Here is a 24,019-nt window from a genome sequence, read left to right on the forward strand (position 1 = left end):
CTTGAGAAGGAGAAGCAGGGGGGCCTGGCGCTACACGTGGAGGGCCATACCATGGTCGGCATCAGACCATCCCGGGCGTATGCCGTGGGGACACTCGTTCTGGCTTTGGCCAGCGGGCCCGTCACCGCACACGACGTCACCGCTGTCCTGGCTGACCCCGCCCTGCCGGTGCAGAGCGACGCGATCACCTTGACGGTCATCGGTTACTTCTCCGATGGGTGCGAACGCACAGCCTCCGCCACCGCCCAGGTCACCGACCACCGCATTCTAATCACCCTCATGCTCGTCAGTACGGAACCCGGTTCCGCGTGCCCGGCCATCGCGGTGCCGTTCGAGCTGTCGGTCGAGATCCCCAAGCTCGCCGTCGGCAACTACATCATCGACGTGAACCTGATTTCGAGCGACAACCAGTCCAAGTTCTACCCCGCCGTAAGTGAGCTGTACGTTCACCAATCGCGGGTCCCCTACAAGCTCCTGCCCGACAGCTGGTTCATGAACGAGTGTCCTATCTGCGATAACATCCCCATCAAGTGGCCGATGACTGGTACGTTCGACCTCCTGCCCATCGGGCCGGGTAACGTGTTCGATTTCTACGACGTCGCCGCAGTCAGCTTCCATGCCAAGGGCTACGACGTCTCCGCCCAGGGTCGATACCAGAAATCCGATCCGCACATCGCCGGTCTCCAGGCCATGAACCTCGATGCGACCGTCAACAAGGAGACCGGACTGGTTCTGGAGAGCCGGCTTGTTCCGTTCACCGGCGGGGGCATGCTGCCGCTGATCGACATCGAGGTGTCCGAGGTGACCGACAGCAATACACGCGTCTACCGCATGAGGATCGTGGCCGCACCCCTGCCCCCGTATCCCGACCTCGACGGTGACGGCGATGTCGACGCCGACGATCTCGCCGCGTTCACGGCCTGCGCTTCGGGTTCAGCCGTCCCTTACGCCCACGGCTGCGACCAAGCGGACTTTGACGGCGACAGTGACGTCGATCAGTCCGACTTCGGCGCCCTGCAACGATGCTACACTGGTCAGAACCAGCCCGCGGGCGAGGACTGCACCTCCAGGATACCCCACATCGCCGCAAGCTGGCAAAGCGACTGCATGCCGGGCGACCCCTCGATGGACGATTACCCGGGTTGCGGGAAAGACGAATTTGATCTGGTCGCCCAGGGCTACGCTCTCCAGGTGACCCACCGGAACATCGTCTACAATTGCTGCTTGAATGGCATCTCAGTGACCCTGGAGGCGAACGGAAGGTACCTTCGGTTGACCGAGAAGGAAGACCTCGCCGCCCCATGCGATTGCCTCTGCTGCTACGACACCTCGACCACCGTCGAGGGGCTCATACCCGGTGTGTATCTCGTCGAGTACTGCTGGGTGGAAGACAGGATCGGCCCCACCTGCCTGACCTCGGAATGGACCCTGGCTCCCTGATCCCGGCGACAACTCTCCCAGTGGCTGGTCCAAGCCAAGGACGGTACAATGCGGCCTGCAGCCCGGTGCCGTCGATGAGCCGTGTCACCGGGCGGCGCGGGGCAGGGTGCGGTAGGCCTGCGATCGCCCGGGACGCCGGGCGGCCCCCTGAGGTCGCCGCGGCCCGCATCCCTCGGGCGAGTTCAGTGCGAGTTTCTGTTTTGTCAGAGGAAGGTACCGATGCGTAAGCCAAGTGCGTGGACAGTGGTGGGTGTGCTGGTCCTGCTCGCGGGAGGGACTGCCCGAGCCGAGGTCAAGATCCTGACAGATCGCAACCAGGACAACGCAACCGGCCAGTTCAAGTTCTCCGGCGTGCCGGCTCCATCCAGGACGGATGCCGGGACTGCCGGTCAATTCAAGGTCCTGCTTGGCCAGCGCGATCCCAACGGCGGCGACGTCGACAAGCTGAACGACGGGGTAGTGCCCGGCGAAGCCGACCAGCCGGACGAGAACTTCTTCTTCGACGCCGGTACCGAGGGCGGGTGGCTGCTCGCCGATCTGGGCAGCGTCATCGAGGTCAAGCAGGTCAACAGCTACTCATGGCATCCCGGCCCCCGCGGCCCGCAGGTCTACAAGCTCTACGCCGCCGACGGCAAAGCCGACCGCTTTAAGGCCGATCTCGGGGTCGGCGACAAGCCGGAAGCACTTGGCTGGAAGTTGATCGCAAACGTGGATACCCGCCCAGCCGACGGAGAAGCCGGCGGCCAGTACGGCGTGAGCATCTCCGAGTCCACAGGCCCGCTCGGCAAATACCGCTATCTGCTGTTCGACATCTCGCGCACCGAGGCCGACGACACTTTCGGCAATACCTTCTTCAGCGAAATCGATGTCGTCGGCACCTCCGACAAGATCCCGGCACCATCCCCGCGGGGTGGGTACGAGATCGTCATCGACGCCTCCGAGACCCCCGACCTGAAAGAATGGATCGACACCAAGCTCAAGCCTACGCTCGATGCCTGGTACCCCAAGATCGTTGAGATGCTGCCCAGCGAAGGATTCGTCGCTCCAAAACGTATCGACATCGCCTTCCGCAAGGACATGCGCGGCGTCGCCGGTACGGCCGGAACGCACATCTCCTGCGCCGAACGGTGGTTCAAGGATAATCTCGACGGCGAGGCGGCGGGAGCGGTCGTGCACGAACTGGTCCATGTCGCCCAGCAATACCGCAGCCGGCGCAACCCGGGCTGGCTCGTGGAGGGCGTCGCGGACTACATCCGCTGGTTCAAGTACGAGCCGGTCTCCAAGCGGCCTCGGCCCAATCCCGACCGGGCCAAGTACACCGACAGCTACCGCACCACCGGGGCTTTCCTCGAGTACGTGGCGGCCTGTCATGACCACGAATTCGTGGTCAAGATCAACGCGGCCATGCGCGAGGGCCGCTACTCCAGCGGTCTCTGGCAGAAATACACCGGCAAAACGGTGGACGAACTGTGGGCCCTGTATGTGGCCACACTGAAAGAAGGCAAGCCTAAACCCGCCGCGGCAAGGTCTGGCCCCAATACCCTCACCGCCGAGGAGGAAAAGGCCGGCTGGCGACTCCTTTTCGACGGCGAGAGCCTCAGCGGCTGGCACAACTTCAAGCGCGAAGGCGTCCGGCCCGGCTGGCAGGTGCAGGACGGTACGCTGGCCTGCGTCGATCCCAGAAACGCCGGCGACATCGTCACCACCGACAAGTTCGCCTGGTTCGAGCTCACCCTCGAGTACAACATCTCCAAGGGCGGCAACAGCGGTATCATCTACCACGTGACCGACGAGGAGGACGCCGCCTGGGCGACCGGACCGGAGATCCAGCTCCAGGACAACGCCAACGCCCACGACCCGCAACTGTGCGGCTGGCTCTATGCACTCTATCAGCCACCCGACGACCCCAAGACCGGTAAGCCCATCGACGCCACCAAGCCCTTTGGCCAGTGGAACCAGGTCCGCATCCTCATCAGCCCGACAAAATGCGAGCACTACGTCAACGGCGTCAAGTACGTCGAGTACGTGCTGGGCAGCGAAGACTTCAACTCCCGCGTGGCCAAGAGCAAGTTCGGCGGAATGAAACGCTTCGCCAAGGCCGGCAGCGGCTACATCGGCCTCCAGGGCGACCACGGGAGCGTGTCGTTCCGAAACATGAAGATCCGACCGATCGAGGCCGCCAGGTAACCGCCCGCGGCCGAGGCTTCACCTCAGCGCATCGGCATCCTCCGCCTGATCCAACTCCACGCGGATCATCCAGTTACCCTCTCCGAGCGGTCCGCCCTTCTTGCCGGGCGTGGCCACCTGGGAGTGCCCCTGGCCGCTTGAATCAAAACCCACGTAGACGCCCTTGGTTGCAGTCGGCTTGAAGTTCAGGCAGATCTGGAACTCGATCGGGACACGCGTCGGCGGCACCTCGAGACGCGTCCAACTCATGTTGCCGTACGCGAAGCTGCCGATCGGTTTCCGCCAGGTGGCCACAACGGCCAAGTCCTTGTCACACAAGGCGATATCGAACGGCGACGGCGGCGCCTTGGGCGTGCCGTAGCGGGACCCGTAAACCGAGATCGCCCGGATGTACCACTTGCCGCCCGCCGGAGCCTTGAACAAAACCGCATGCCCGCCGCCGGCAATCGACTTCTTGCCGTCACAGCTGTCGTCGTCGTGCTTGAGCAGCGTGGGCTGGCCGCTCAGCTTCGAGACGGCGATCGTCTCCGCCTTGGTCTTGCTGACCGCAACCTTCTCGACAAACAGCGGCCCGGCCACTTTCCACCACGCGGCAATGGCATCCTTCTTCGCCGGCTGCATCTCCTCCAGAACCGCCAGCAGGCCGGCGTCAGGCTTGCCCGCGTCCACCTTGGCCGCCTCCCAGGCCGCGAAAAGCCGGGCGAACTGGGTCGCTCCAGTAATCGCCTCCAGCTTCTGCCATTGCCCGGCGCTCTGGTCGATCGGCGAAGGCTTGGCCCCGGCCAACTGCTTCTTCAACCTCGCCGTGCCGTCCTCCCGGTAATCGTAACCGTCTGGCCAGAGCTTCTCGCCCTTGGCCGTCCAGACCCGATCAACCACCACCGAACCAGCATAGTGAGCCCATCCTTCCGCCGCCGCCGAGGTCATCCAGTCGCGACTCTTGAGCGTGCGGTACATGGCCATGTGGCCCAGCTCGTGGCACATGCCGTACAGGTTGAAGACGCCACTCTTCGAAGGCTTGGCCAACTTGTCCTGCGAAGATAGAGAAAGAAACAGCCGATCCTCGCCGTCGGTGTAGAGCCGGGTGGTCTGGTCCGGCCCGCATTGGACTTCCAGAATCACGGTGTTCGGCATGTCGAACTTGAGGGTGTCGGCGTAGACTCGCCTCGCAGCAGCCAGCGTCTCCGCGAGAGCAGTCGCATACTCGGCGCTGATCCCCTCGTAGCTGACCTTGACGTGCGCGATCTCCTTGACCTCGGCTCTCGCCGGGGCAGCCAGAATACCGGTGGCAACCAGAACGGCGACAACAGACGGCATCACGGTTCTCATGTCCCTGCTCCTTCGAAATGCGCGTGGGATTCCACCAAATACTCTGTTAGACGCGCAGGCCATGGGTTTGTTCCTTCTTTTTCCGCTTGGCCTCGCGAAAACCCCCTTCCCCGAAGCCTTTGCCCGGCCCTCACCCGTGTCTCTTGAACAGCTTCCGCTGATGGGCGGCCAGGGCGGTCCGGATCGACCCCGAGGACGACGCAATCGCTTGCCAGTAGGGCTTCCATTCGGGATCGGGCCGGCCTGGACGCCGAAGGTACTGCTTGAGAAACCGCAACCGGTCGGTCCGGGTGAGCCGCCGGCAGTGGTCCAGACTGACGTTCAGTCGGGTGATGGCCCGGAGCTGCCGAGCCTCGCTCGGTCGGCAAACCTGACGCAAACCGTCCAGGTCCACCAAACTGAGCCGCGGCGGATCATCCGAAATCGGCGACCACTGGACCATGATGTTCGGAGCCTTGAAATCACGGTGGACGAATCCCTGTTCATGCATCAGCCGCACCAGCCGGGCCAGCTCCTGCGAAAGCCACAGCTTCACGCGACGTTCCCGGCCGGCCGGCAAGGCCCGAAGCTCCATCACCAGCAGCGAATCCAGATCGTGGCCATCTTCCAGGTACTCGGTGATCACAAAGCTGTCCAACACCAGTCCGAACCGACGACGCTCCAGCACCGCCAGCGGGCGGGCGGTGGGAATACGCCGGTGCAGGAGAGCGTTGCCCTTCATCCAGGTCAGCATCGGACGCGAACCCAACAGGGCGTACCGCAACAGCTTGAGCGGGTTTCGCGGGCGCGATCGCTTGCACACCACTTCGAGCGGCTCACCCTCGCCGGCATCGAGACGCTGCCGGCAGACGATGGCCGTCGTCGAGTCCTTGATGACTCGGCCGCGGTCCGTGGGCGTGAACCAGGCGGCCGGTTCACAAAGCCACTCCCGCCACTGCTGCCCGGTGAAGATCATGCGCGACACGCGCGAGCCGGGCATGGGGTGCTTGCATGCCAGGTAGGTGTGGGCCCGCCAGCCGTCCGGCAGATCGAGCCGGGCAAAATAAGATCCCGTCCGCAGCAACCGCCGGTCGCGCCGGGCGTATAAGCCATGGGCGTGACGGCGAATCGCCCATTCCAGGGCCTCGATGAGGCCCCGGCGGTCGCCACCCAGTTCACGCCCGCAGGCCGCGGCGCCGCGGACCTCCCTGTGCCAGTGCACATAGCGGTCCAGAAACCGCACGCGATCGGTCACCGTCGCGTGCCAGCTGAACCACTGGTTCAACTGAGCGAGGTTGCGCACAATGCCCGCATCGCTCACCCGCTGGCCGGTGCGGATGTCGTGCAGGTCGACAAACAAGGCGCGGTATTCCCCGCAGCGAGTCCGGATGAGCACGTTACTGGCATGGAGATCGAAATGCTCGAAGCCGTTCTGATGGGCCCGGGCCAGAAGCTCGGCCACGGCGTCGATCACCGCATTCTTGAGCCGGCGCTGACCGGTAGTGGCAGAAGACAGTTCCTGCCAGCATTCCTCCAGCGGCCGGACGTCCTCGCGGCCCAGCGTGATGTAGATGCTGTCGACCTCACGACCACGGATCGGAGCCTCGGCCGTCGCGACCGGCTCAACCGCGCCGATTCCGTGAGAGCGGGCGTACTCCGTGATACGCCGCTCCCGAGCGGCATCCGAACCCGCAAGGTGACGCCGCAATAACCCCCACCGCCCGACCGGCCGGAAGAGCTTGGTATAGAGAACCACCTCCCCGGCCCGCACTCGGAAAACCTCACGCCCCCCATCGCTGCCCTTCACCCGCTCGGCCCGCGGATCCGCGGCAAGGCCCAACCAGTCCGGCTCGCGGACATCGTCAAAGAGATGAAGCCACTTCGGGTGGATCCACCACTGCCACCGCCCCCGTGTACGCCCCACCCACGCCCCCGATGATCCCCGCCCAGAACCGGCCCCTGAGCTCGGCTCGTGTTCCCCGTGAGGTGAGGCGTCTGGCGTCGTTTGGCATTCTCTCATCGCTACCGGCGGGTTATCGTATGGGGCGGTAGACAGGCCTGCAAGCTTGGGATCGAACCCACGTGAAACCGGTCTCAGCAGGCGCCGTACCGCCGTCTCCCCGGTGCGGGTTCAAGCGGGATCCCCGCATCCCGAGGTCTGCTGGAACAGCCTCTGGTGCGGTTTTCCGGGTAGACAAAAACAGCTGAGCGGCCATGAGTCTCATGATGAGTGACGACGGCAGTGACCTGACCGCCGCGCTGGCGGGTGACCGGGAGGCGTTCGCGCGATTGTACGACCGCCATGCCGCCGTCGTCCTCTCACTGTGCCGGCGAGGCTGTTCGCAGGCCGAGGCCGAGGACGCATGCCAGGAAACCTTCCTGCGGGCGTACCGCCGACTCAGCCAGGTGCGCGACCCCGCCGGGTTGCGGCCCTGGCTCTACGCCATCGCCCGCCGGGTCTGCTCGGATCGGCGGCGATCGGCCGAACGCCGCGGCCGGCACGAGGAGCAAGTCGGTATGAACCTGCTGGCTTCACCCCCGGAAACGCCAAGCCCGCCCCAGGCGGCCGAACAGGCCGAACAACTCGATCGGCTGACCGCCGCCCTCGACCGGCTCCCGGATGAAGAACGCTTGGCCATCCACCTGTTCTACCTGGAACCCGATCCGCCAATGGCAGCCTCGGCGGTACTCCACCTCTCACGGAGCGGGTTCTACAAGCTGTTGACCAGGGCCCGCGAACGGCTGGCCCGTCTGATGCGGGAGGTGCAACCCGTATGACCACGTCACACGATCCGTCACCGCAACCGGACGACCCGCGGAACGCCGGCCCACCTCCGGCCGACGAACTCGACCGGCTCCTCCGCGCCTGGCATGAACAGAACACCCAACGAGCCCACGACCTGCGCGACCGGCTCATGATCGCCATCGCGAAACAGGACCAGACCAACCCCACCCCATCCTCCCTCGACGACCATGAGCCTCAGGTTGCGCCCGCATCCCGCCGAGCCACCGCGCCCACTCCATCACCCCTCTACCTCGTCAGGAGATTCCTCTTGAACCGCTACTCGCCGATCGCCGCAACGTTGATCCTGGCCGCCGTGCTTGTTCCACTGCTCATGCCGCCAGGTACCTCACCAACCTATGCAAGAAACGTGATCCTCGCCCCCGAGGGCGGCCGACTCGATGCCTTGGACCGCGACGGCCAGGTCATGGGACCCTGCCCCCTCCGCCACACCGACGTCGATGTCTCTATCAGCGCTTTCTTCAGCCGCGTCCGCGTGACCCAGCGGTTCCAGAACACCTACGCCGATAAGGTCGAAGCAGTCTATACCTTCCCGCTCAGCCATCGCGCGGCCGTCGACCGCATGACCATGACCGTCGGCGATCGCGTCATCGTCGGCGAAGTCCACGAACGCCAGCGAGCCCGGCGAATGTACGAAGCCGCCCGCGAGCAGGGCTACGTCGCCAGCCTCCTTGAACAAGAACGCCCCAACATCTTCACCCAGTCGGTCGCCAATATCGAGCCCGGCGCCGAAGTCACCATCGATATCAGCTACGTCGAGATGCTCGAGAGCAAAGACGGCCTGTATTCATTCAATTTCCCGATGGTCGTCGGCCCACGGTACGTCCCCGGCACGCCGACCGGCGACCTCGGGGCAGCCGAACTCCCCCCCGGCCTGAAACGACGCGGCGGCATTACCCTCATGGCCCCGGCGACACTCACCATCGGCGACGCCGGTGATACCAGCCGCTTGGGTACCCTCCAGAGCGGCAGGCTCGACACCCTGCTCCAAAACGCCGTCCCCATCAGTGTTCCAGACGCCACCTGGTGGGCCAGGCTTGGCCAGGGTGGCACCGGCGTCTCGCCGGTGTCCTCGGGTGGTGAGCCAGCCCTCTGGTACCGCTTCGAAGCTTCATATCCCAACGGCGCCAAGGAACGCGGTACCCTCCATACCGACGGCACAGGCCAGATCAACGGCCGGTGGTTCTACGTGAACACCCAGACCAGCGCTGAACCGGGCACCGGCTTCTCGCCAAATACCAACCGTGTTCCCGATGCCGCGAAGATCACGCCCATGCCGGTCAAGCCGGACAAGCGCGCCGGACATGACGTCTCTCTCCGCGTCACGATCGACACCGGCGGACCAGGCATCCTCTCAGCCAAGTCCGAACTCCACGAGGTCGTCCGAACCGAAACCGTCAAACGCGACGACGGCAACCCCCGCAAGCTGAGCCTCGAACTGATGAAGGCCGACGAAATCCCCAACCGCGACTTCATCCTCAACTGGCACCAGACGGCCGACACCATCCAGGAGGCAACCTTCACCCATACCGACAAAAACGGCAAGTTCTTCACCCTCATCGTCCAGCCACCCGATCGGGTCACCCATGAACAGGCCGTACCCCGCGAACTCATCTTCGTGCTCGACTCCTCCGGCTCCATGAGCGGCTTCCCCATCGAGAAGGCCAAGGAGGTCATGAGTAAGGCCATCGATACCCTCCGCCCGCGGGATACCTTCAACCTGATCACCTTCTCCGGCGATACCCGCATCCTGTGGGATAAGCCCCGCCCATTCAATCAGGCCAACCGCGATGAGGCTCAGGCGTTCCTGGCCGCCAGGCAGGGCAGCGGCGGCACCGAGATGATGAAGGCGATCAACGCCGCCCTCATCCAGACGGCGAGCTCTGCGGCAGAGGCGATCACCCTTGAGCAACTCGCCGATCTGCCAGCCGACGGCCGCACGGTGAGCGTACGCCTCGACTGGAGCAAGCACCCCGGAGCGATGCTCAGCCTCCCCTACAAGATCGAAGGCGACCGCAGCCCCCTCTCCTTCGCCCTCAAGAACGGGGCCGCCATCGAGACCCACATTCCCGTGAGTGGCCTCCAAAAGGGCGATGACAGGAATCTCAAGGTTAGCGTGCTGACCGGCAAATGGCAGACCAGACACGGCCATGCCATGCTCATCGTCGATCAGGTGGACTGGATCCGGCCACCAACCGAAGGCCCGGTCCGCATCTGCTGCTTCATGACCGACGGCTACGTCGGCAACGACATGCAGATCATCGACGCGATTCGCCGCAACGCCCACACCACCCGTGTCTTCAGCTTCGGCATCGGCAACAGCGTCAACCGCTACCTGCTGGACAATATGGCCAAGGCCGGCCGGGGTGAGGTCGAGTACGTGCAGGTCAGGCCGGGTTCCGAGGCCGCAAACCAGCCGGGCGGCCAGAACGATGCCGTCGAGCAGGCCGTCGCCCGATTCTCAAAGCGGATCCAGACCCCGGTGTTGATGGACGTCTCGCTGGCGTTCAGCGAGAACCTCGACGTGACCGACCTCGTCCCCACCCAGGTGCCCGACCTCTACGACGTCAAACCACTGGTCCTGCACGGCCGGTACACCAGGCCCGGCCAGGGCACACTCACCATCCGCGGTCGCAGCGGCTCAGGACCGTATCAGCGAATCCTCCCACTCGACCTGCCCGATTCGCAGCCCGAACACGACACCATCGCAACACTCTGGGCCCGGGCCCGGGTCGAGTCGATCATGAACCAGGACCTGGCCGCCATGCAACGGGGAGCGTTCCCCGAGCCGCTCAAAAGCGAGATCGTCGATCTCGGCGAACGGTTCGGAATGATGACCCCGTTCACCAGCTTCGTGGCGGTCGAGAAGGCCCGGATTACCATCGGCGGCCAGCCGCGGCTCGTGGCCGTGCCCATCGAGATGCCCCAGGGCGTCAGCTACGAAGGCATCTTCGGCCCCTGCGTTCAAGGTACGGCCAGTGCGGATACGTTGTCCAAGGACTGCCTGCGCGAAATCCGCTTCGCCGCCAAGGTGACCGCAATGCAGGCCGGCCAGGCTGCGGGTAGACAGTCCGACAAACCGGCGTTCACGCCTTTCAGCGCATCGGGTGACCTTGAGCGGCAAGAGCAAGTCTCGACGCTGAACACACTTGCGAAGAAGCCAGAAGGCACGGTCAGGGGAATCGAGCAGGAAACGCTCGGCAATGACTTCACATGGGGATTGCGCTCGGAACACCTGTCTCAAGAGTCCTTGTACGGTCAGAACACGGAATGGGCGGATGCATCAGCCTTTCCCGGCCTTCTCCTAGATGGCCGGCCCGACGTTGGGGCCCGCGGGTACTTCTCCTACTATCCCTCGAACCACGCATGGGACCGCTACGACGTAGACGGTGATGGAGCCTCGGTCAGCTACGGCTTCCAGGCCCGGTACGGTAACACGAGTGTGTATGACTTCTACGGTCTAGTACCAGGGCAACTGACCAACGAGCAAACCGTCGGCCTCCAGTTTCAGCCGTCTACGCCCCTGACGCCGTTCTCTACCCGACATGATCTGAACGTCAAATCCGCAACCGCCCAGAGAGGACAAGTCAACGAAGCCCTCATCGAAGCAGGTTCGCGGCTGGGGTCAACGGCCACTGCTGGCGAGGCCGCCAGGCAGATCGAAATAGTCCAACTCCGAAAGGGCAAAGCCTCGGAGGTGGCATCTATGATCAGGGAGGTACTGAGCTCTGGAAAGCACTTCGTGAGAGGTGCACCTGATTCGCTGAAAGTGACGGCTGATGACCAGACTGACATGTTGGTGCTGAACGGTACCGACAAGGAGAGGGACCTGGCCAAGCGAATGCTCGCGACACTGGACGTCAAAGCCCCCGCGGCGAGTCAGCCGGGCACGCAACCCGCTCAAGCGGCCATTTCCGCCCCCGCCCGCCCGCCGACCACCCAACCGGCCGAACCAGCCGAGACGACTGAGATGGTCGCCCTTCTCGACACCCTGGGCACCGATCAGGGCCGAGCCTGGGCCACGCAGACCCTACTCCGCGAACGACTGGCCTTGCTGGTCGCCGCCCTGGTGAAAGAAAGGCGGATCGACCAGGCCCAGAAGCTGGCCAACGCCCTGGCCACCCTCGCCCCCGATTTCCCCCCCGCCGTCCAGATGGCCAAGGTCCTGGCCAGCCCCTCCTTGGCACCGGCCGAGCGAGACCGGCAGATCGCTGCCCTGGCCAATGAAGCCCTTAAGCCCATCGAGGCCGCCGTCCGCCGTGCAAAGATCATCCGACGACTGCACCCGGAGCTCCAAAAAATCGTCAAGACCCCGGAAACTAAACCAGCCGACACGCGTATATCTGATGCCAACGCGGACCTGATCGTCACCGTGCTGGCGACAGATACACAACCGAATACTCTGGCCGCCCTCAAGCAGGCCGGTTTCCGGGTCGAAGCGGTGGCCGAACGAGCCAAGCTGGCCGTCGGCCGCATCGCACCCGATAAGCTGGAGAACGTCGCATCCCTCGACGTCGTCCGCAAGATCGATCCGGACAAGCGGTAGCGTCAACGCGGCGCGAACCCCCTACCCATAGGGGTACCGTGCCGTGGACCCCGCTCTCGGGCGAGCTCGCGGAATACCTTTCTCCTCCAGAAGTAACAGGGCCGGTCTGACGGAACAGGCCGGCCCTGCGACTTCCTCGCTCCGGTCAACTGCCCTACCTACCCGATCCGCTTGCCCAGCAACCGGGCGACCTCCACGCAATCCTTGTCACCCCGGCCGGAAAGGTTGACCACGATGGTGTAGTCCTTGGGCCGCTTGGGCGCCACTTTGACCACGTGGGCCACCGCGTGGGCGCTCTCCAGAGCGGGGATCAACCCCTCCGTCTGGGACAGCAGCGTGAAAGCCGCCAGAGCCTCGGCATCAGTGGCACCGACGTACATCACGCGACCGCTGTCCCTCCATGCCGAATGGAGCGGCCCCACGCCGGGGTAGTCCAGCCCGGCCGAGACCGAGTGAACCGGCGAGGTCTGACCGTCCGCGTCCTGGAGCACGTAGGTAAACATGCCGTGGATTACCCCGGGCGAGCCCTTGGCCAGGGTCGCGGCGTGCCGATTCCCATCAAGCCCTTCACCAGCCGCCTCGACACCAACCAGCTCGACCGATTTGTCGGACACCAGCGGACCGAAGACGCCAGCCGCATTGCTTCCTCCACCCACGCAGGCCACCACCATGTCCGGCAATCGCCCCTCCGCGGCCAGAAACTGCTCACGCAACTCACAGCCCTCCACCGACTGCAGATCGCAGACGATCATCGGGAACGGGTGCGGGCCCATCACGCTGCCAATGATGTAGTGGGTACTCTCGACGCTGCCCATCCAGTCGCGCATCGCCTCGTTGATCGCATCCTTCAGCGTCTTCTGACCGCTTTCGACCGCCACCACCCGCGTGCCCAGAAGCTCCATACGGAACACGTTGAGCTTCTGGCGGCGGACGTCCTCCGATCCCATGTAAACCACGCAGTCGAGCCCAAAGACCGCCGCCGCCGTGGCCGTCGCCACCCCATGCTGCCCCGCCCCCGTCTCGGCAATCACCCGCTTCTTGCCCATCCGCATGGCCAGAAGAGCCTGCCCGAGCGTGTTGTTGATCTTGTGCGAGCCGGTGTGGTTCAGGTCCTCGCGCTTGAAGAAGATCCGGGCCCCGCCCAGCTTCTCGCTCAGCCGCCGGGCAAAGTACAAGGGGCTCGGCCGCCCCACGTAGTCCTTCAGGTACCCCCGCAACTCGGCCCAGAACGCCGGGTCCTGCTTCGCCTTGTCGTACTCCCGTTCGAGCTGGTGAATGGCCGCCATCAGCGTTTCGGGCACGTACTGGCCGCCGAACAGGCCGAAACGACCATGCTCATCCGGGGCGGAGAAAACGTGACTCGCGGATGCTGTACTCATGGCCCAGATTATAGCCGGAACCGGAGTGAAGGTCAGATGACCCAGCTCCAGACTTCAGAGCCCGAACCAGCAGAGCCGGCATCGGCGAGACGCCGCCGAGGAATCGGGTGAGAAATCTGCATCACGCCGCCTGGCGCGAGGGCTTTCCATCTCAGGGGAAACGCCCCGATCCGGGACCCGCTCGCCACCACCACCCACCATCGCTACCAGATCGGTCACCATCCCCAGGACCGACTGGAAAAGGGGGGCCAACGCCTCGGCCGCCACCGCCGCTCGCTCATGTCGTCACTTCGCCGGTCATCACCATGGCCGCCGCGCCGATCAGACCAGCATCCGGACCCAACGCTGCCGCATCAATCAGAACGTGCCCGGTCGCGTTCGGCTGCCCGACCTCCGCTAGGCCACGTCGTACCGCCTGAAGATAGGTCTCCCCCAGCGCCGAAACACCTCCGCCGATCAGGACCTTGTCAGGCCGGTAGATCACCGACCAGGAGGCAATGCCTGCCCCCAACCACCAGCCGCATTCATCGATCGCCTGCTCGGCCACGGCGTCACCTTCGGCCAAGGCCGTCCCGATCTCCACGCCGGTCAGCTGACCATACTCCGCTTTCATCGCCGCCAGCCGTGACGTCGGCTGAGCATCGGCCAGCTCCGCCGCCCGCCGTTCTAAGGCCGGACCCGCCGCCAGCGATTCCACACAGCCGCGAGCGCCGCACTTGCACGCCGGACCTCGGGCGTTCACGATCACGTGACCCAGGCTGCCAGCGATGTGGTGCCATACCCGAAGAACCTCGCCTCCAAGGATGACGCCCGCGCCGATTCCCGTCCCGATCGTGGCGACAATCAGACGATCGACGCCACGGCCCGCTCCGAATCGCGACTCGCCCACCGCCGCCGCATTGCAGTCCGCATCGAAAACCACCGGCAGCGAGAGCCCATGCCGGAGCCTGGCCAGGAAACCACACTGGTTCAACGTCGGAAGGTTCGTGGCAAAAACAAGCGCGGTGCGGTCTCGGTCCATGTACCCCGGCATGACCATCCCCACCGCCGAGGGGGCATGCCCTTGACGACAAGCCTGCCCGATCATCTGCTCCACCGCACCCGCGATCAGGTCCGTGATACGCTCCACCGGCCAAGTCGCCTCGATCGGGATCTGCCGTCGAAGGCGAACCGTACCGGTGTCCTCCACCGTGGCCAGCTTGACACTCTGACCGCCTAGATCCACGCCGATCGCACACCGCCCACCCGTCACCACACGTCCTCCATCCGCAGGGTCATCATCACCGGATCGTCAACTCCGGGCAACTCCCCCAAGCCAGTCCTCTCCACCATCGACCGGACCGCAAACGAGACGGCGTTCGAGCAATCGGAATCGCTCGAACGCCGAGATGCACTTGCCGCCCCAAGAGAACGGCACCGCTACATTTCCAGGCGAGGCAACCGTCCACCCGGGCTCTATGGCCGCGGCGCTCCACCTCGGGGTGGAACACTCTCCCCGGCAACGGTTCGTACGCCTTCATCAACCTCAAGCATGGCCAGTTGAGAAGCCACACCTGGCTCGTTGTGGTTCAACTCGTGCGCCTTACGCAGCGAGTCAAACGCCATGGCTCGATCGCCGGTCCTGATATACAGCCGGCCCAGCTCGCTGTACGCCCGGGCCGCACGGGGGTTCGTCGTCAGGGCAAGCTTGTAGACCCGCAAAGCCTCATCATACTCCCCCCGGTCTCGATACTGATTGCCTAAGACGACATAGTGCTCCCAGTGCCCGCGGTTCGTGTCGGCCACATCCTTGGCCACCGTCAGTGCCTGATCATACTTTCCGCGGGCCTCAAGAGCCTCGGTCTTGGCGTCGATAGCGGCCAGGTAGTTCGGCCAGCTCTTCACCGCTTCCGAAAAGTACAGCACCGACGTGTCGAGTTCCCGACACGCCGAGGCAACGTCGCCGTCCCGGAACTTGCGTGCAGCCATGGCCCGATAATTGAGCCCCATGTAGTAGTTCGTCTGAGGATCCGTGCGCTTGATCTCCAGGGCCTCACGCAGCGTGGCCGTCGATTCCACATACTGCTGGTTGCGGAACTGCTCAATGCCCGCTTCGCGAAGGTCCTTCAGGTCGGGCGCGCAACCCGTCAAAAACCCGACCACAGACCCCAGAAATACCAGCGCGGCAAACCCCAGACCCATCTTCGTTTGGACGACCGTGTTACGCATAGCCGCAGCCTCCCTGACCATGGCTTGACACATCCCTGTCCGCAACATCATAGGCCCGAGCGGGGTCGGGTTCAATCGATCCGGGGGCTATAATACCGTCGATGATCAAGCCAACACAACGCTTCGTACTGCTACGCCATGTAATATCGGACAACCGTCACTGGGATCTGATGCTGGAAAAAGGCAACCACTTGGCGACTTGGCGACTCTTGACCCATCCTTCATCACTGGCGTCGGCCGGTCCAACCGATCAACTGCCAGCCGAACGCATCGCCGATCATCGCCTGGCCTATCTCACCTACGAAGGCCCGGTCTCGGGGGGGCGAGGCGAAGTCACTCGAGAGGACGCCGGAGAATATGAGGTCTGCCACGAATCCACCGATGTCTGGCGGGTAAGACTGACGGGAAACCGACTGAACGGGCTCTTCGATCTCCCCATCGCGACTGGAAAAGGGTATGTCCGACGGGCAAGCCCTGTCAGCGACTCCGGCGAGAGCCCAACGGCTCCAACGTGAGAATCAGGATCCCCGGCTCTGCCCTGACCTCCGCAATGCGAAACCGCCGCTGAACATTGGGCCAGTCCCACTCGTTGGGCAGTAGGATCCCCTCAAACAGACCCGTGAGCGAAGGAATCGGCCACTCGACTTGCCCGCGGCCTCCCCTGCTCCGCAAAGCAGCGTCAATCCTGCCCAGTTGATCCTCGATCAGAACTCGTGGCACAGGCAGTGAACCGCAAGTGACGTCCGTGAGCCATACCCGGATGCCCTTCTCCTCGACATGAGCCTGCACCTTGAGGCTCAGCACCGTCTCCACCCCGCCGCTGCGGGCGGCTACCGCCAGACGAGCACCATCAGGCTCAATCACCACCATCGGATCACGCAGCCCGGAAGGAAGCCATTTGCGGGTCATCGGGTCAATGGCCTCGCGCCCTGCCACCCAGGTGTTGAGCTGCTCCTGCGTGAAGCGACACTCGAATTCGCCTTGGGCCTTGTTCAGCCCGCCACCCACCCCGTCAATCATGTTCGCGAACTCAGTCCTCACCGCCACGGCCGCCTCGGGCGAGATCTCAATCGGGCGGTACCACGCCGGAATGTGCTGGAAAAGCAGCCAACCCGTAATGGCGACCACAACCAGCAGCAGAGCGGCAGCAAGGCCCAGTCGCTTCGACCAGACCGCCCAACGCCGACGCTGCGGCACACCCCGCGACACACTCATGGCCTAAGGGTTTCCTCCACTGACGGCCGCTCGGACGCCCGGATGGTTCGGGTCGATGCTCAACGCTCTCTGTAACGCCTCCTCCGCATCCGATCTCTGACCCAGCTGCAGGTGAATCGTCGCCCGGGCGAAGGGGTAATCGGCCACATCGGGCTCGAGCTGCTCGGCTTGCCGAATGGCCTCAATGGCCGCCCCCGGCTCACCGAGCTGCGACTCCGCCAAGCCAAGATTGTACCAGTACCGGCCCTGGCCGCGATCCTTGCCAATGGCCACACGGATCGAATCGCGGGCGTCCGCGATCCGACCCAGCTCGGCATACAGCAGCCCCAGGGCATAAGGATAGGCTGACTGGCCGGGCTCAATCTCCGCAGCCTTCCGGAGCTGCATGATCGCCTCCTCGGATCGGCCAAGGCTCTGGAGAGCAATGGCCAGTCCGTACCGCACCGCGGCGGCGGCCGGATCCCATGCGATCGCCTTCTCATACCACGGTAAGGCCTCCTGGGTCTGGCCGCGATCCATCAACAGCGCGGCCTGATGTAACGCCCCAGTCGGCTGGTCCTGGTTGGCCGCCAACAAGCCCATCAGGTCCTTCCCCGCAGTCGAGTTGAGATCGAGCCGTGTCCGCAACGCCCAGGCGGCCTTCAGACGCACCAGCCGGCTGGGACTCTGCAACTTGGCGGCCAACGACGCGGCGATCGACTCGGCGTAGGGCTCCAGCGATTCGATCGCCACGGCCTGCGGCAGCGGGGCGGGATCGTCCAGCAGGCGGATCAGTGACTCGACCGGCACCCGCCGAGCACCGGGATCACGCGCCTCCAGGGCGAAGGGGGCCAGAAACCGGGCATAGACGGCCCGCCACGTGGGGTTCGTCTCCTCCTGGAGCAGCCTGACCACATCGGGGATGGCGCTCGCATCGCTCTGCTTGAGCCGGGACAGCAGCCGCGAGCGCACGGCGGTCGGGCGGTTCATGCGCGGGCCGTACCACTGCCGCACATAATCGATCGACCACTGCAGCCCCTTGTCCGCGTGGCAGCGGGTGCAGGCGTTCGGGATGCCGTAGTCACGCGTCAGTTCCGGGTCGGGCACGGTCATGCCGTGATCATGTCGCGGATGCCGCTGCATGAACGGCGTCACCGGCATGTGGCAGTCCACGCACAAGAAACCGCCCTTGTCCCGCGGATGGAGACTGTGCTTGACCTCGTCGATCGGAATCCTCGTGGTAATGCCGTTCTCGTGACAACGCAGGCAGAGGCGATTGTCACGCCGCGTGGGCTTGCCGATGTGCCACTGGTGACAGTCCGTGCAACGCACCCCCCATTGCTGCATGTAACTGAGACTGAAAGCCGCAAACTCGAAATCCTCGTCACGCACCTGGCCGTCCGGGTAATACAGGTCGGTCGGATCCGGCACCATCAGCTCATAGTGGTCGGAAAACTCGTCGCCCGCCATGAACCCCCCGGTCAGATCCGCGCGCCGGGCATGGCAAGAACCGCATACCGATAAATACTTCTGACGATCCATCGGCTTGATCGTCGGGTCGCCCTTCTGGTCCTTGTGGGCCCGCTGCCATTCGTTGTGAGCCCGCATCGGACCATGACACTGCTCGCAACCGACGCCTTGCTCCACGTAGGTCGAACGGTACCCGTCCTTGGCCGGATCATAGTCCTTGCGGAAACCCGTGGTGTGGCAGGCCGCACACATCGAGTTCCAGTTCATCCCCCGACCCGTCCAGTGACCCCACTCGCCGGCCTTGCGGTCCTCGCTCCCGTAAACGTTGAACCACTCCTTGCGAGCCGGCTCGAACGCCAGTTCCGTGACCTGCAGCCGTCCACCCGGCGCCGGAATGAGATACTGCCAGAGCGGATCCACGCCGATCGCCCCAATCGGTTCGAATGCCTGCTGCGTGCCGTCTAATCCGGTGGTCACAATCGAGAACCGGCCACCCTCCGTCTGGGCCACCGATAGCTGCGAACCGTGGACGATGATCTGCAGAGGTTCGAACGCCTCCCCGTCCAATGCCGGCACGATCGGCCGCTGAGCCTTGGCATGGTGCGAACGCTTCCAGTCATCGTACGCCTGCTGGTGGCACTCCGCGCAACTCGCCGAGCCGCCGTAGCTCGCGTAAACACCCAGCCCCGCCGGTTGGGACATCGGCGGCTCCCCCCCGAACAGGGTGCACGGGCTCATCGCAAGCCCAACCGCGACCACGGCAGGAAGCACCCTACGCTTCACCGCATTGACCCCCTTGCACGAGGACCGCCGGCCCAGCCCTCGCGGCTCGCCTGGCAAACCGGGCCGGGCTTGAGCTCGCATGCCACGGGACTCGTCTCTCGTCGCTCATCAGCATCCCTTGGGTAGAGGCAGGTAGAGTAGGGCCACACGCCCGGTACATTGCAGAAGATGACAGGGAACCCGTCGGGCCAGCTCCGCGGCGAGATCCTTCGTCTCCTTTAAACCCTCGGCCGCCAGCCGTATCTTGAGTAAATCCGTGTGGGTGAAGGCGACTCGAACCTGGACCACAAAGGCCTCGCTCAGCCCCTGGTGCCCGAGGGCCAACTTGGCCTTCAGGGCATTGCCCCGGGCGCTCAACGCCTTTCGCTTGGCAGGCTCCGGGATGGGCCCCGGCTCACGTCCCGCGGCGGGTCGATTCATGCCCGCCACCTTACCGCCCACGGCTCGTGATCACAATCTTGACACCCCTCCCCGCCTTCTTACAGTTGAGACCGGTTCCGCTCAGCAACAGATTCCGGCGGGTGGGCGAAATGGCCAGACGCTTCTTCATCATCGACGGCCTCGGTCAGATCTTCCGCTCCTACTACGCGCCTTTCCAGCACCTCAGTTCACCCCGGGGCGAGCCAACCCGGGCCACCTTCGTCTTTACCCAGATGCTCCTCCAACTCATCCGCGAGCAGAAACCAGACTACCTGGCCATGGCCATGGACAGCCCCGACGCCGCCGTCTTCCGCCGCGGAATCGATCCCCAATACAAGGCCAACCGCGAACCGCCCCCAGAGGACCTCGCCCCCCAAATCCAGCGAATCCTCCAGATCGTTGCCTCCCAGGCCATCCCGATCATCAGCATCCCGACCTTCGAGGCCGACGACGTGATGGCCACACTCTGTCGAAGACTGGCCGACCAGCACGACCTTCAGATCTGCCTGGTCAGCAAGGACAAGGATCTCGACCAGTTGCTCTCCGATCGCGTCTGTCTCTTCGATCCGGGAAAGAACGAGTTCCTCGGGCCAGAAGACCTCCGCAGGGCCAAAGGCTATGGGCCGGATAAGGCCGTCGAGATTCAGACCCTGACCGGTGATTCGACCGACAACGTGCCCGGCGTCAAGGGGGTCGGCCCCAAAAAGGCCGCCGACCTCATCGCCCGTTTCGGCTCCGCCGCAGTCGTGATCGAACATGCGGCCGAACTCACCCCCGCCATGCGCCAAAACGTGCAGGCCTTCGCCGAGCATCTCGAACGAACCCGGCAGCTGGTCACCCTCCGCCAGGACGTCCCCTTCGAGTTCAACCTCGAAGCCTGCCGGTGGACCGGGTTGAACGCCGCGGCCCTGCACCCCGTCTTCGTGGAACTGGGCTTCCGGCGCCTGGCGGATCAGTTCGCGGATCTCGTCGGCAGTGCCTCGGATGCCGGGGCCAAGTCAACTCCCCCGCCGAGCACGCCTCAGGCCGCCAACCGCCCGACTCAGAGCGGTCAGGGCCAGCCCTTCGGTCCGCAGCACGACCTCTTCTCGGGCCTGAGCCCGGTTCACGCCGCCCACGAACTGCCGCCATCCGGGCCGGCACCCGCTGCACCCGGTCCGGGGCAACTCTTCGCCGCTCGCCCCGAGCGCGAGTACCTCCTGATCGACACCCCCGAATCACTCACGACCTTCCTCGCCGAGTTGCGGAAACAGCCTCGCTTCGCCTTTGACACCGAAACTACCCACATCAACCCCGCTTGGGCGAAACTGGTCGGCCTGAGCTTCTCCTGGAAGCGCGATACGGGATACTACCTGCCGGTCCGAGGCGTGGGCCGGACCCTGCCCCTGAAATCGACCCTCGAAGCCCTCCGGCCAATCATGGCTGACCCCAAGGTGGGCAAGATCGGGCAGAACATCAAGTACGACCTCGTGGTCATGAGCCGCCACGGCGTGCCGGTCAACGGCGTCGAGTTTGACACCATGGTCGCCAGCTTCGTGCTCGACTCGTCCCGCCGCTCGCACGGCATGGACGCCCTGGCCCGCGAACTCCTCGGCTTCGAACCCATCCCGATCAGCGACCTCATCGGTAAGGGCAAGGATCAGATCACCTTCGACCAGGTGCCCACCGACCGGGCCTGCGAGTATTCCGCCGAGGACGCCGACGTCACCTGGTCGCTGTACAAGGTCTTCTCCACCCAGATGGCCGGCAGCGATGTCGACAGCCTCTTCCACGACACGGAAATGCCGCTCGTCGAGGTCCTGGCAGCCATGGAAGCCGAGGGCGTCAAGCTCGACACCCCATTCCTCAGGAGGATGAGCGGCGAGCTGGCCGGCCGTCTGGACGACCTGACCCGCCAGATCCACGAGGCGGCCGGGCATCCGTTCAACATCGACTCAACGAGGCAGCTCGCAGCCGTTCTCTTCGACGAGCTCAAGCTGCCGTCAATCAAGAAGACCAAGACCGGGCAGAGCACCGACGCCGAGACGCTGGAAACCCTCGCCTGGCAGACCGACCACCCCGTGCCCAAGCTGGTCAAGGAATACCGCGAGCTGGTCAAGCTCAAGGGCACCTACATCGACACCCTGCCGGAAATGGTCTGCCCGGACACCGGCCGGGTCCACGCGAGCTTCAACCAGACCGTGGCCGTCACCGGGCGCCTGTCGTCCAGCGATCCGAACCTCCAGAATATTCCCATCCGCACCGAGATCGGCCGGCAGATCCGCCGGGCCTTCGTGCCCAGCAGCAAGACCTACGTGCTCCTGACCGCCGACTACTCGCAGATCGAGCTGCGGGTCATGGCCCACTTCTGTCAGGACGCCGCTCTCATGCAGGCGTTCGTCGAGGACCGCGACATTCACCAGTTCGTGGCCGCCCAGGTCTTCGGTGTGCCCATCGACCAGGTCACCCGCGAGCAGCGCGGCCGGGCCAAGGCGGTCAACTTCGGCATCATCTACGGCCAGACGGCCTTCGGGCTCTCGCGGACCACGGGCATGGCCGTGGGCGAAGCCCAGACGTTCATCGACAAGTACTTCGCCCGCTACCCCGGCCTGCGGCAGTTCATCGACCAGGCGGTGGCCGAAGCCCGCCGGGCCGGCCACGTGCGGACCATTCTGGGCCGTCGCCGGGCGATCGAGAACATCAACTCGCGCAACACCGGACTGCGATCGGCCGCCGAGCGGTTCGCGATCAACACCATCATTCAGGGCAGCGCCGCCGACCTCATCAAGCAGGCGATGATCAACATCCACCGCAAGATCCGCGAAGGCAACCGCCCGACGCGAATGCTCATCCAGGTTCACGACGAACTCGTCTTCGATGCGCCCCGCAGCGCGGTCGAGACCGAGGCCGAGTTCATCCGCCAGGAGATGTGCAACGCCCTGCCGCTGCGCGTGCCGGTCAAGGTCGATCTCGCCTGGGGGGACAACTGGTTCGAGGGGAAGTGATCCGCCGAGTGCCACGCAGGCATCAAGGCGAACGATGGACTGTCGACCAGGCTGCCGGCGGGGTGTGTGCAGAAGCGGGCGCGGCACGTCCCGAGCCGCAGGGCTTCACGCCGTGGACAGGGGTGCAGCCCCCCGGCGAGCAGGCCCGAGTCGCAGCGTGTACATGAGGTCGTCGCCGGATCGGGTGATGGTTGCGCGCCCTGGTTGGTGCAGGTCCTTCATCGTCGCGGGGCCCAGGCCGGCGAGGGGCGCGGTGGCCGTCGCGCCGCCGATGAGGCACGGGGCCACGAAGATGATCGCCTCATCCGCCAGGCCCGCGTCATAGAAGCGGCCCAGGGTCTGGCCGCCCCCTTCGACCATCACGTTGGTCATCCGCCGGCGGCCGAGTTCATCGAGGAGGGAGCCGAGGTCCAGCCGGGAACGTGTGGAAGGGACGCCGAGCACCTCGACGCCGGCGCGGGCGAGCCTGCGGGCGGCCAGGCCGCAAGCCGATCGCTGATTGGCCACGACCATGGTCGGCACGGTTCGGGCGGTGCGGACCAGCCGCGATCTCAGCGGGAGGCGCAGCCGCGGGTCGATCACGATCCGGGTGGCCGTCCGCCGGGGGCGTCCGTGACGGCAGGTGAGTAGCGGATTGTCGGCCAACGCGGTACCCACGCCGACGATGACGGCATCGACCCGGCCGCGGATGCGGTGAGCCAAGACCCGCGATCGCTTGCAGCTGATCCACTGCGAGTTGCCGGTGCGGGTGGCGATCCGGCCGTCGACACTCTGGGCCCATTTGAGGATGACCCACGGCCGGCCCCGGCGCTGGAGCTTGAGGTACGGCTGGTTGAGCTCCACGGCGTCGGCTTCGCGCAGGCCGACCGCGACGCCGATCCCCGCCGTTGCGAGCTTCCTTAACCCTCTTCCTGCCACCTTTGGGAAGGGATCGCGCGCGGCCACGATGACGCGGCCTATGCCGGCGGCGATGAGTGCATCGGTGCAGGGGGGGGTCTTGCCGAAGTGGCAGCAGGGCTCGAGGGTCACGTAGGCGGTGGCACCCTGCGCGAGCCGCCCGGCGGCTCGAAGGGCATAAACCTCGGCGTGTGGTCCGCCGAACCGGCGGTGGTATCCTTCCCCGACCACGCGATTCCTCCGGACGATCACGCAGCCGACCATCGGGTTGGGCTCGACGAAACCCTGCCCGCGAGCGGCTAGGGCGAGTGCCCGCCGCATGTGCTGCTCGTCGTCAGGCGTGAAAGCGCATCGAGGCATGAGCATCTTCCACCGGCGCACCGGCGCGCCACGGGCTTCC

15 protein-coding genes are annotated in these 24,019 nt (G+C 64.9%); 6 read left to right on the plus strand and 9 right to left on the minus strand.

Features of this window, described 5'->3' with window-relative positions; genetic code table 11:
- The first annotated feature begins 51 nt into the window (after positions 1 to 51).
- Complete coding sequence (locus tag KA354_15770) at positions 52 to 1,440, plus strand: hypothetical protein (protein MBP7936099.1); 1,389 nt, start codon at positions 52 to 54, stop codon at positions 1,438 to 1,440.
- Positions 1,441 to 1,659: 219 nt separating this feature from the next.
- Positions 1,660 to 3,627 (plus strand): DUF1080 domain-containing protein, encoded by a 1,968-nt coding sequence (locus KA354_15775; protein ID MBP7936100.1) that lies wholly within the window; start codon positions 1,660 to 1,662, stop codon positions 3,625 to 3,627.
- Positions 3,628 to 3,645: 18 nt separating this feature from the next.
- Here KA354_15775 and KA354_15780 read toward each other — a convergent pair whose 3' ends face one another.
- Positions 3,646 to 4,956 (minus strand): hypothetical protein, encoded by a 1,311-nt coding sequence (locus tag KA354_15780; protein MBP7936101.1) that lies wholly within the window; start codon positions 4,954 to 4,956, stop codon positions 3,646 to 3,648.
- A 130-nt stretch (positions 4,957 to 5,086) separates the two neighbouring features.
- The gene (locus tag KA354_15785; protein ID MBP7936102.1) at positions 5,087 to 6,859 is read right to left on the minus strand and encodes a hypothetical protein; all 1,773 of its coding nucleotides are present in this window, start codon (positions 6,857 to 6,859) and stop codon (positions 5,087 to 5,089) included.
- Positions 6,860 to 7,149: 290 nt separating this feature from the next.
- Here KA354_15785 and KA354_15790 point away from each other — a divergent pair, with 290 nt between their 5' ends.
- Both KA354_15790 and KA354_15795 read left to right on the plus strand, forming a co-directional pair.
- Positions 7,150 to 7,713 (plus strand): sigma-70 family RNA polymerase sigma factor, encoded by a 564-nt coding sequence (locus KA354_15790; protein MBP7936103.1) that lies wholly within the window; start codon positions 7,150 to 7,152, stop codon positions 7,711 to 7,713.
- Complete coding sequence (locus tag KA354_15795; GenBank protein MBP7936104.1) at positions 7,710 to 12,284, plus strand: VWA domain-containing protein; 4,575 nt, start codon at positions 7,710 to 7,712, stop codon at positions 12,282 to 12,284. Before KA354_15790 ends, KA354_15795 begins: the two co-directional genes overlap by 4 nt.
- A 158-nt stretch (positions 12,285 to 12,442) precedes the next feature.
- On the opposite strand, the gene trpB is transcribed toward KA354_15795, so the two are convergent.
- From trpB to KA354_15810, 3 genes are all read right to left on the minus strand, one after another.
- On the minus strand, positions 12,443 to 13,663 hold the full coding sequence (gene trpB, locus KA354_15800) for a tryptophan synthase subunit beta (GenBank protein ID MBP7936105.1): 1,221 nt from the start codon (positions 13,661 to 13,663) through the stop codon (positions 12,443 to 12,445).
- Between the two features lie 277 nt (positions 13,664 to 13,940).
- On the minus strand, positions 13,941 to 14,915 hold the full coding sequence (locus tag KA354_15805) for an ROK family protein (protein ID MBP7936106.1): 975 nt from the start codon (positions 14,913 to 14,915) through the stop codon (positions 13,941 to 13,943).
- 203 nt (positions 14,916 to 15,118) lie between these two features.
- A complete protein-coding gene (locus KA354_15810) occupies positions 15,119 to 15,871 on the minus strand; it encodes a tetratricopeptide repeat protein (GenBank protein ID MBP7936107.1) in 753 nt (250 codons plus the stop codon).
- A gap of 101 nt (positions 15,872 to 15,972) precedes the next feature.
- On the opposite strand from KA354_15810, the gene KA354_15815 reads away from it, so the two are divergent.
- The gene (locus tag KA354_15815; GenBank protein ID MBP7936108.1) at positions 15,973 to 16,386 is read left to right on the plus strand and encodes a hypothetical protein; all 414 of its coding nucleotides are present in this window, start codon (positions 15,973 to 15,975) and stop codon (positions 16,384 to 16,386) included.
- Here KA354_15815 and KA354_15820 read toward each other — a convergent pair.
- The 3 genes from KA354_15820 to KA354_15830 form a co-directional block, all read right to left on the minus strand.
- Positions 16,349 to 17,086 carry a hypothetical protein gene (locus KA354_15820; protein ID MBP7936109.1) on the minus strand — a complete coding sequence of 246 codons (738 nt, stop codon included), beginning with the start codon at positions 17,084 to 17,086 and terminating at the stop codon, positions 16,349 to 16,351. The genes KA354_15815 and KA354_15820 overlap by 38 nt on opposite strands.
- A gap of 3 nt (positions 17,087 to 17,089) precedes the next feature.
- On the minus strand, positions 17,090 to 19,237 hold the full coding sequence (locus tag KA354_15825; protein ID MBP7936110.1) for a tetratricopeptide repeat protein: 2,148 nt from the start codon (positions 19,235 to 19,237) through the stop codon (positions 17,090 to 17,092).
- 189 nt (positions 19,238 to 19,426) lie between these two features.
- A complete protein-coding gene (locus KA354_15830; protein MBP7936111.1) occupies positions 19,427 to 19,738 on the minus strand; it encodes a YhbY family RNA-binding protein in 312 nt (103 codons plus the stop codon).
- Between the two features lie 110 nt (positions 19,739 to 19,848).
- Between KA354_15830 and polA the strand changes: the two genes are divergently transcribed.
- Positions 19,849 to 22,722 (plus strand): DNA polymerase I, encoded by a 2,874-nt coding sequence (gene polA / locus KA354_15835; protein ID MBP7936112.1) that lies wholly within the window; start codon positions 19,849 to 19,851, stop codon positions 22,720 to 22,722.
- 105 nt (positions 22,723 to 22,827) lie between these two features.
- On the opposite strand, the gene ribD is transcribed toward polA, so the two are convergent.
- On the minus strand, positions 22,828 to 23,985 hold the full coding sequence (gene ribD / locus KA354_15840) for a bifunctional diaminohydroxyphosphoribosylaminopyrimidine deaminase/5-amino-6-(5-phosphoribosylamino)uracil reductase RibD (GenBank protein MBP7936113.1): 1,158 nt from the start codon (positions 23,983 to 23,985) through the stop codon (positions 22,828 to 22,830).
- Positions 23,986 to 24,019: the final 34 nt, after the last annotated feature.

This window comes from Phycisphaerae bacterium, from assembly GCA_018003015.1.
Lineage (GTDB): Bacteria > Planctomycetota > Phycisphaerae > UBA1845 > PWPN01 > JAGNEZ01.

What these genes read in the sequence shown, in the direction of transcription:
- KA354_15770 (MBP7936099.1), top strand. Translation starts at nt 52, where the DNA reads ATGGTCGGCATCAGACCATCCCGGGCGTATGCCGTGGGGACACTCGTT.
- KA354_15775 (MBP7936100.1), top strand. Translation starts at nt 1,660, where the DNA reads ATGCGTAAGCCAAGTGCGTGGACAGTGGTGGGTGTGCTGGTCCTGCTC.
- KA354_15780 (MBP7936101.1), bottom strand. Translation starts at nt 4,956, where the DNA reads ATGAGAACCGTGATGCCGTCTGTTGTCGCCGTTCTGGTTGCCACCGGT.
- KA354_15790 (MBP7936103.1), top strand. Translation starts at nt 7,150, where the DNA reads ATGAGTCTCATGATGAGTGACGACGGCAGTGACCTGACCGCCGCGCTG.
- KA354_15795 (MBP7936104.1), top strand. Translation starts at nt 7,710, where the DNA reads ATGACCACGTCACACGATCCGTCACCGCAACCGGACGACCCGCGGAAC.
- trpB (MBP7936105.1), bottom strand. Translation starts at nt 13,663, where the DNA reads ATGAGTACAGCATCCGCGAGTCACGTTTTCTCCGCCCCGGATGAGCAT.
- KA354_15810 (MBP7936107.1), bottom strand. Translation starts at nt 15,871, where the DNA reads ATGCGTAACACGGTCGTCCAAACGAAGATGGGTCTGGGGTTTGCCGCG.
- KA354_15815 (MBP7936108.1), top strand. Translation starts at nt 15,973, where the DNA reads ATGATCAAGCCAACACAACGCTTCGTACTGCTACGCCATGTAATATCG.
- KA354_15820 (MBP7936109.1), bottom strand. Translation starts at nt 17,086, where the DNA reads ATGAGTGTGTCGCGGGGTGTGCCGCAGCGTCGGCGTTGGGCGGTCTGG.
- KA354_15825 (MBP7936110.1), bottom strand. Translation starts at nt 19,237, where the DNA reads ATGTCCCAACCGGCGGGGCTGGGTGTTTACGCGAGCTACGGCGGCTCG.
- KA354_15830 (MBP7936111.1), bottom strand. Translation starts at nt 19,738, where the DNA reads ATGAATCGACCCGCCGCGGGACGTGAGCCGGGGCCCATCCCGGAGCCT.
- polA (MBP7936112.1), top strand. Translation starts at nt 19,849, where the DNA reads ATGGCCAGACGCTTCTTCATCATCGACGGCCTCGGTCAGATCTTCCGC.
- ribD (MBP7936113.1), bottom strand. Translation starts at nt 23,985, where the DNA reads ATGCTCATGCCTCGATGCGCTTTCACGCCTGACGACGAGCAGCACATG.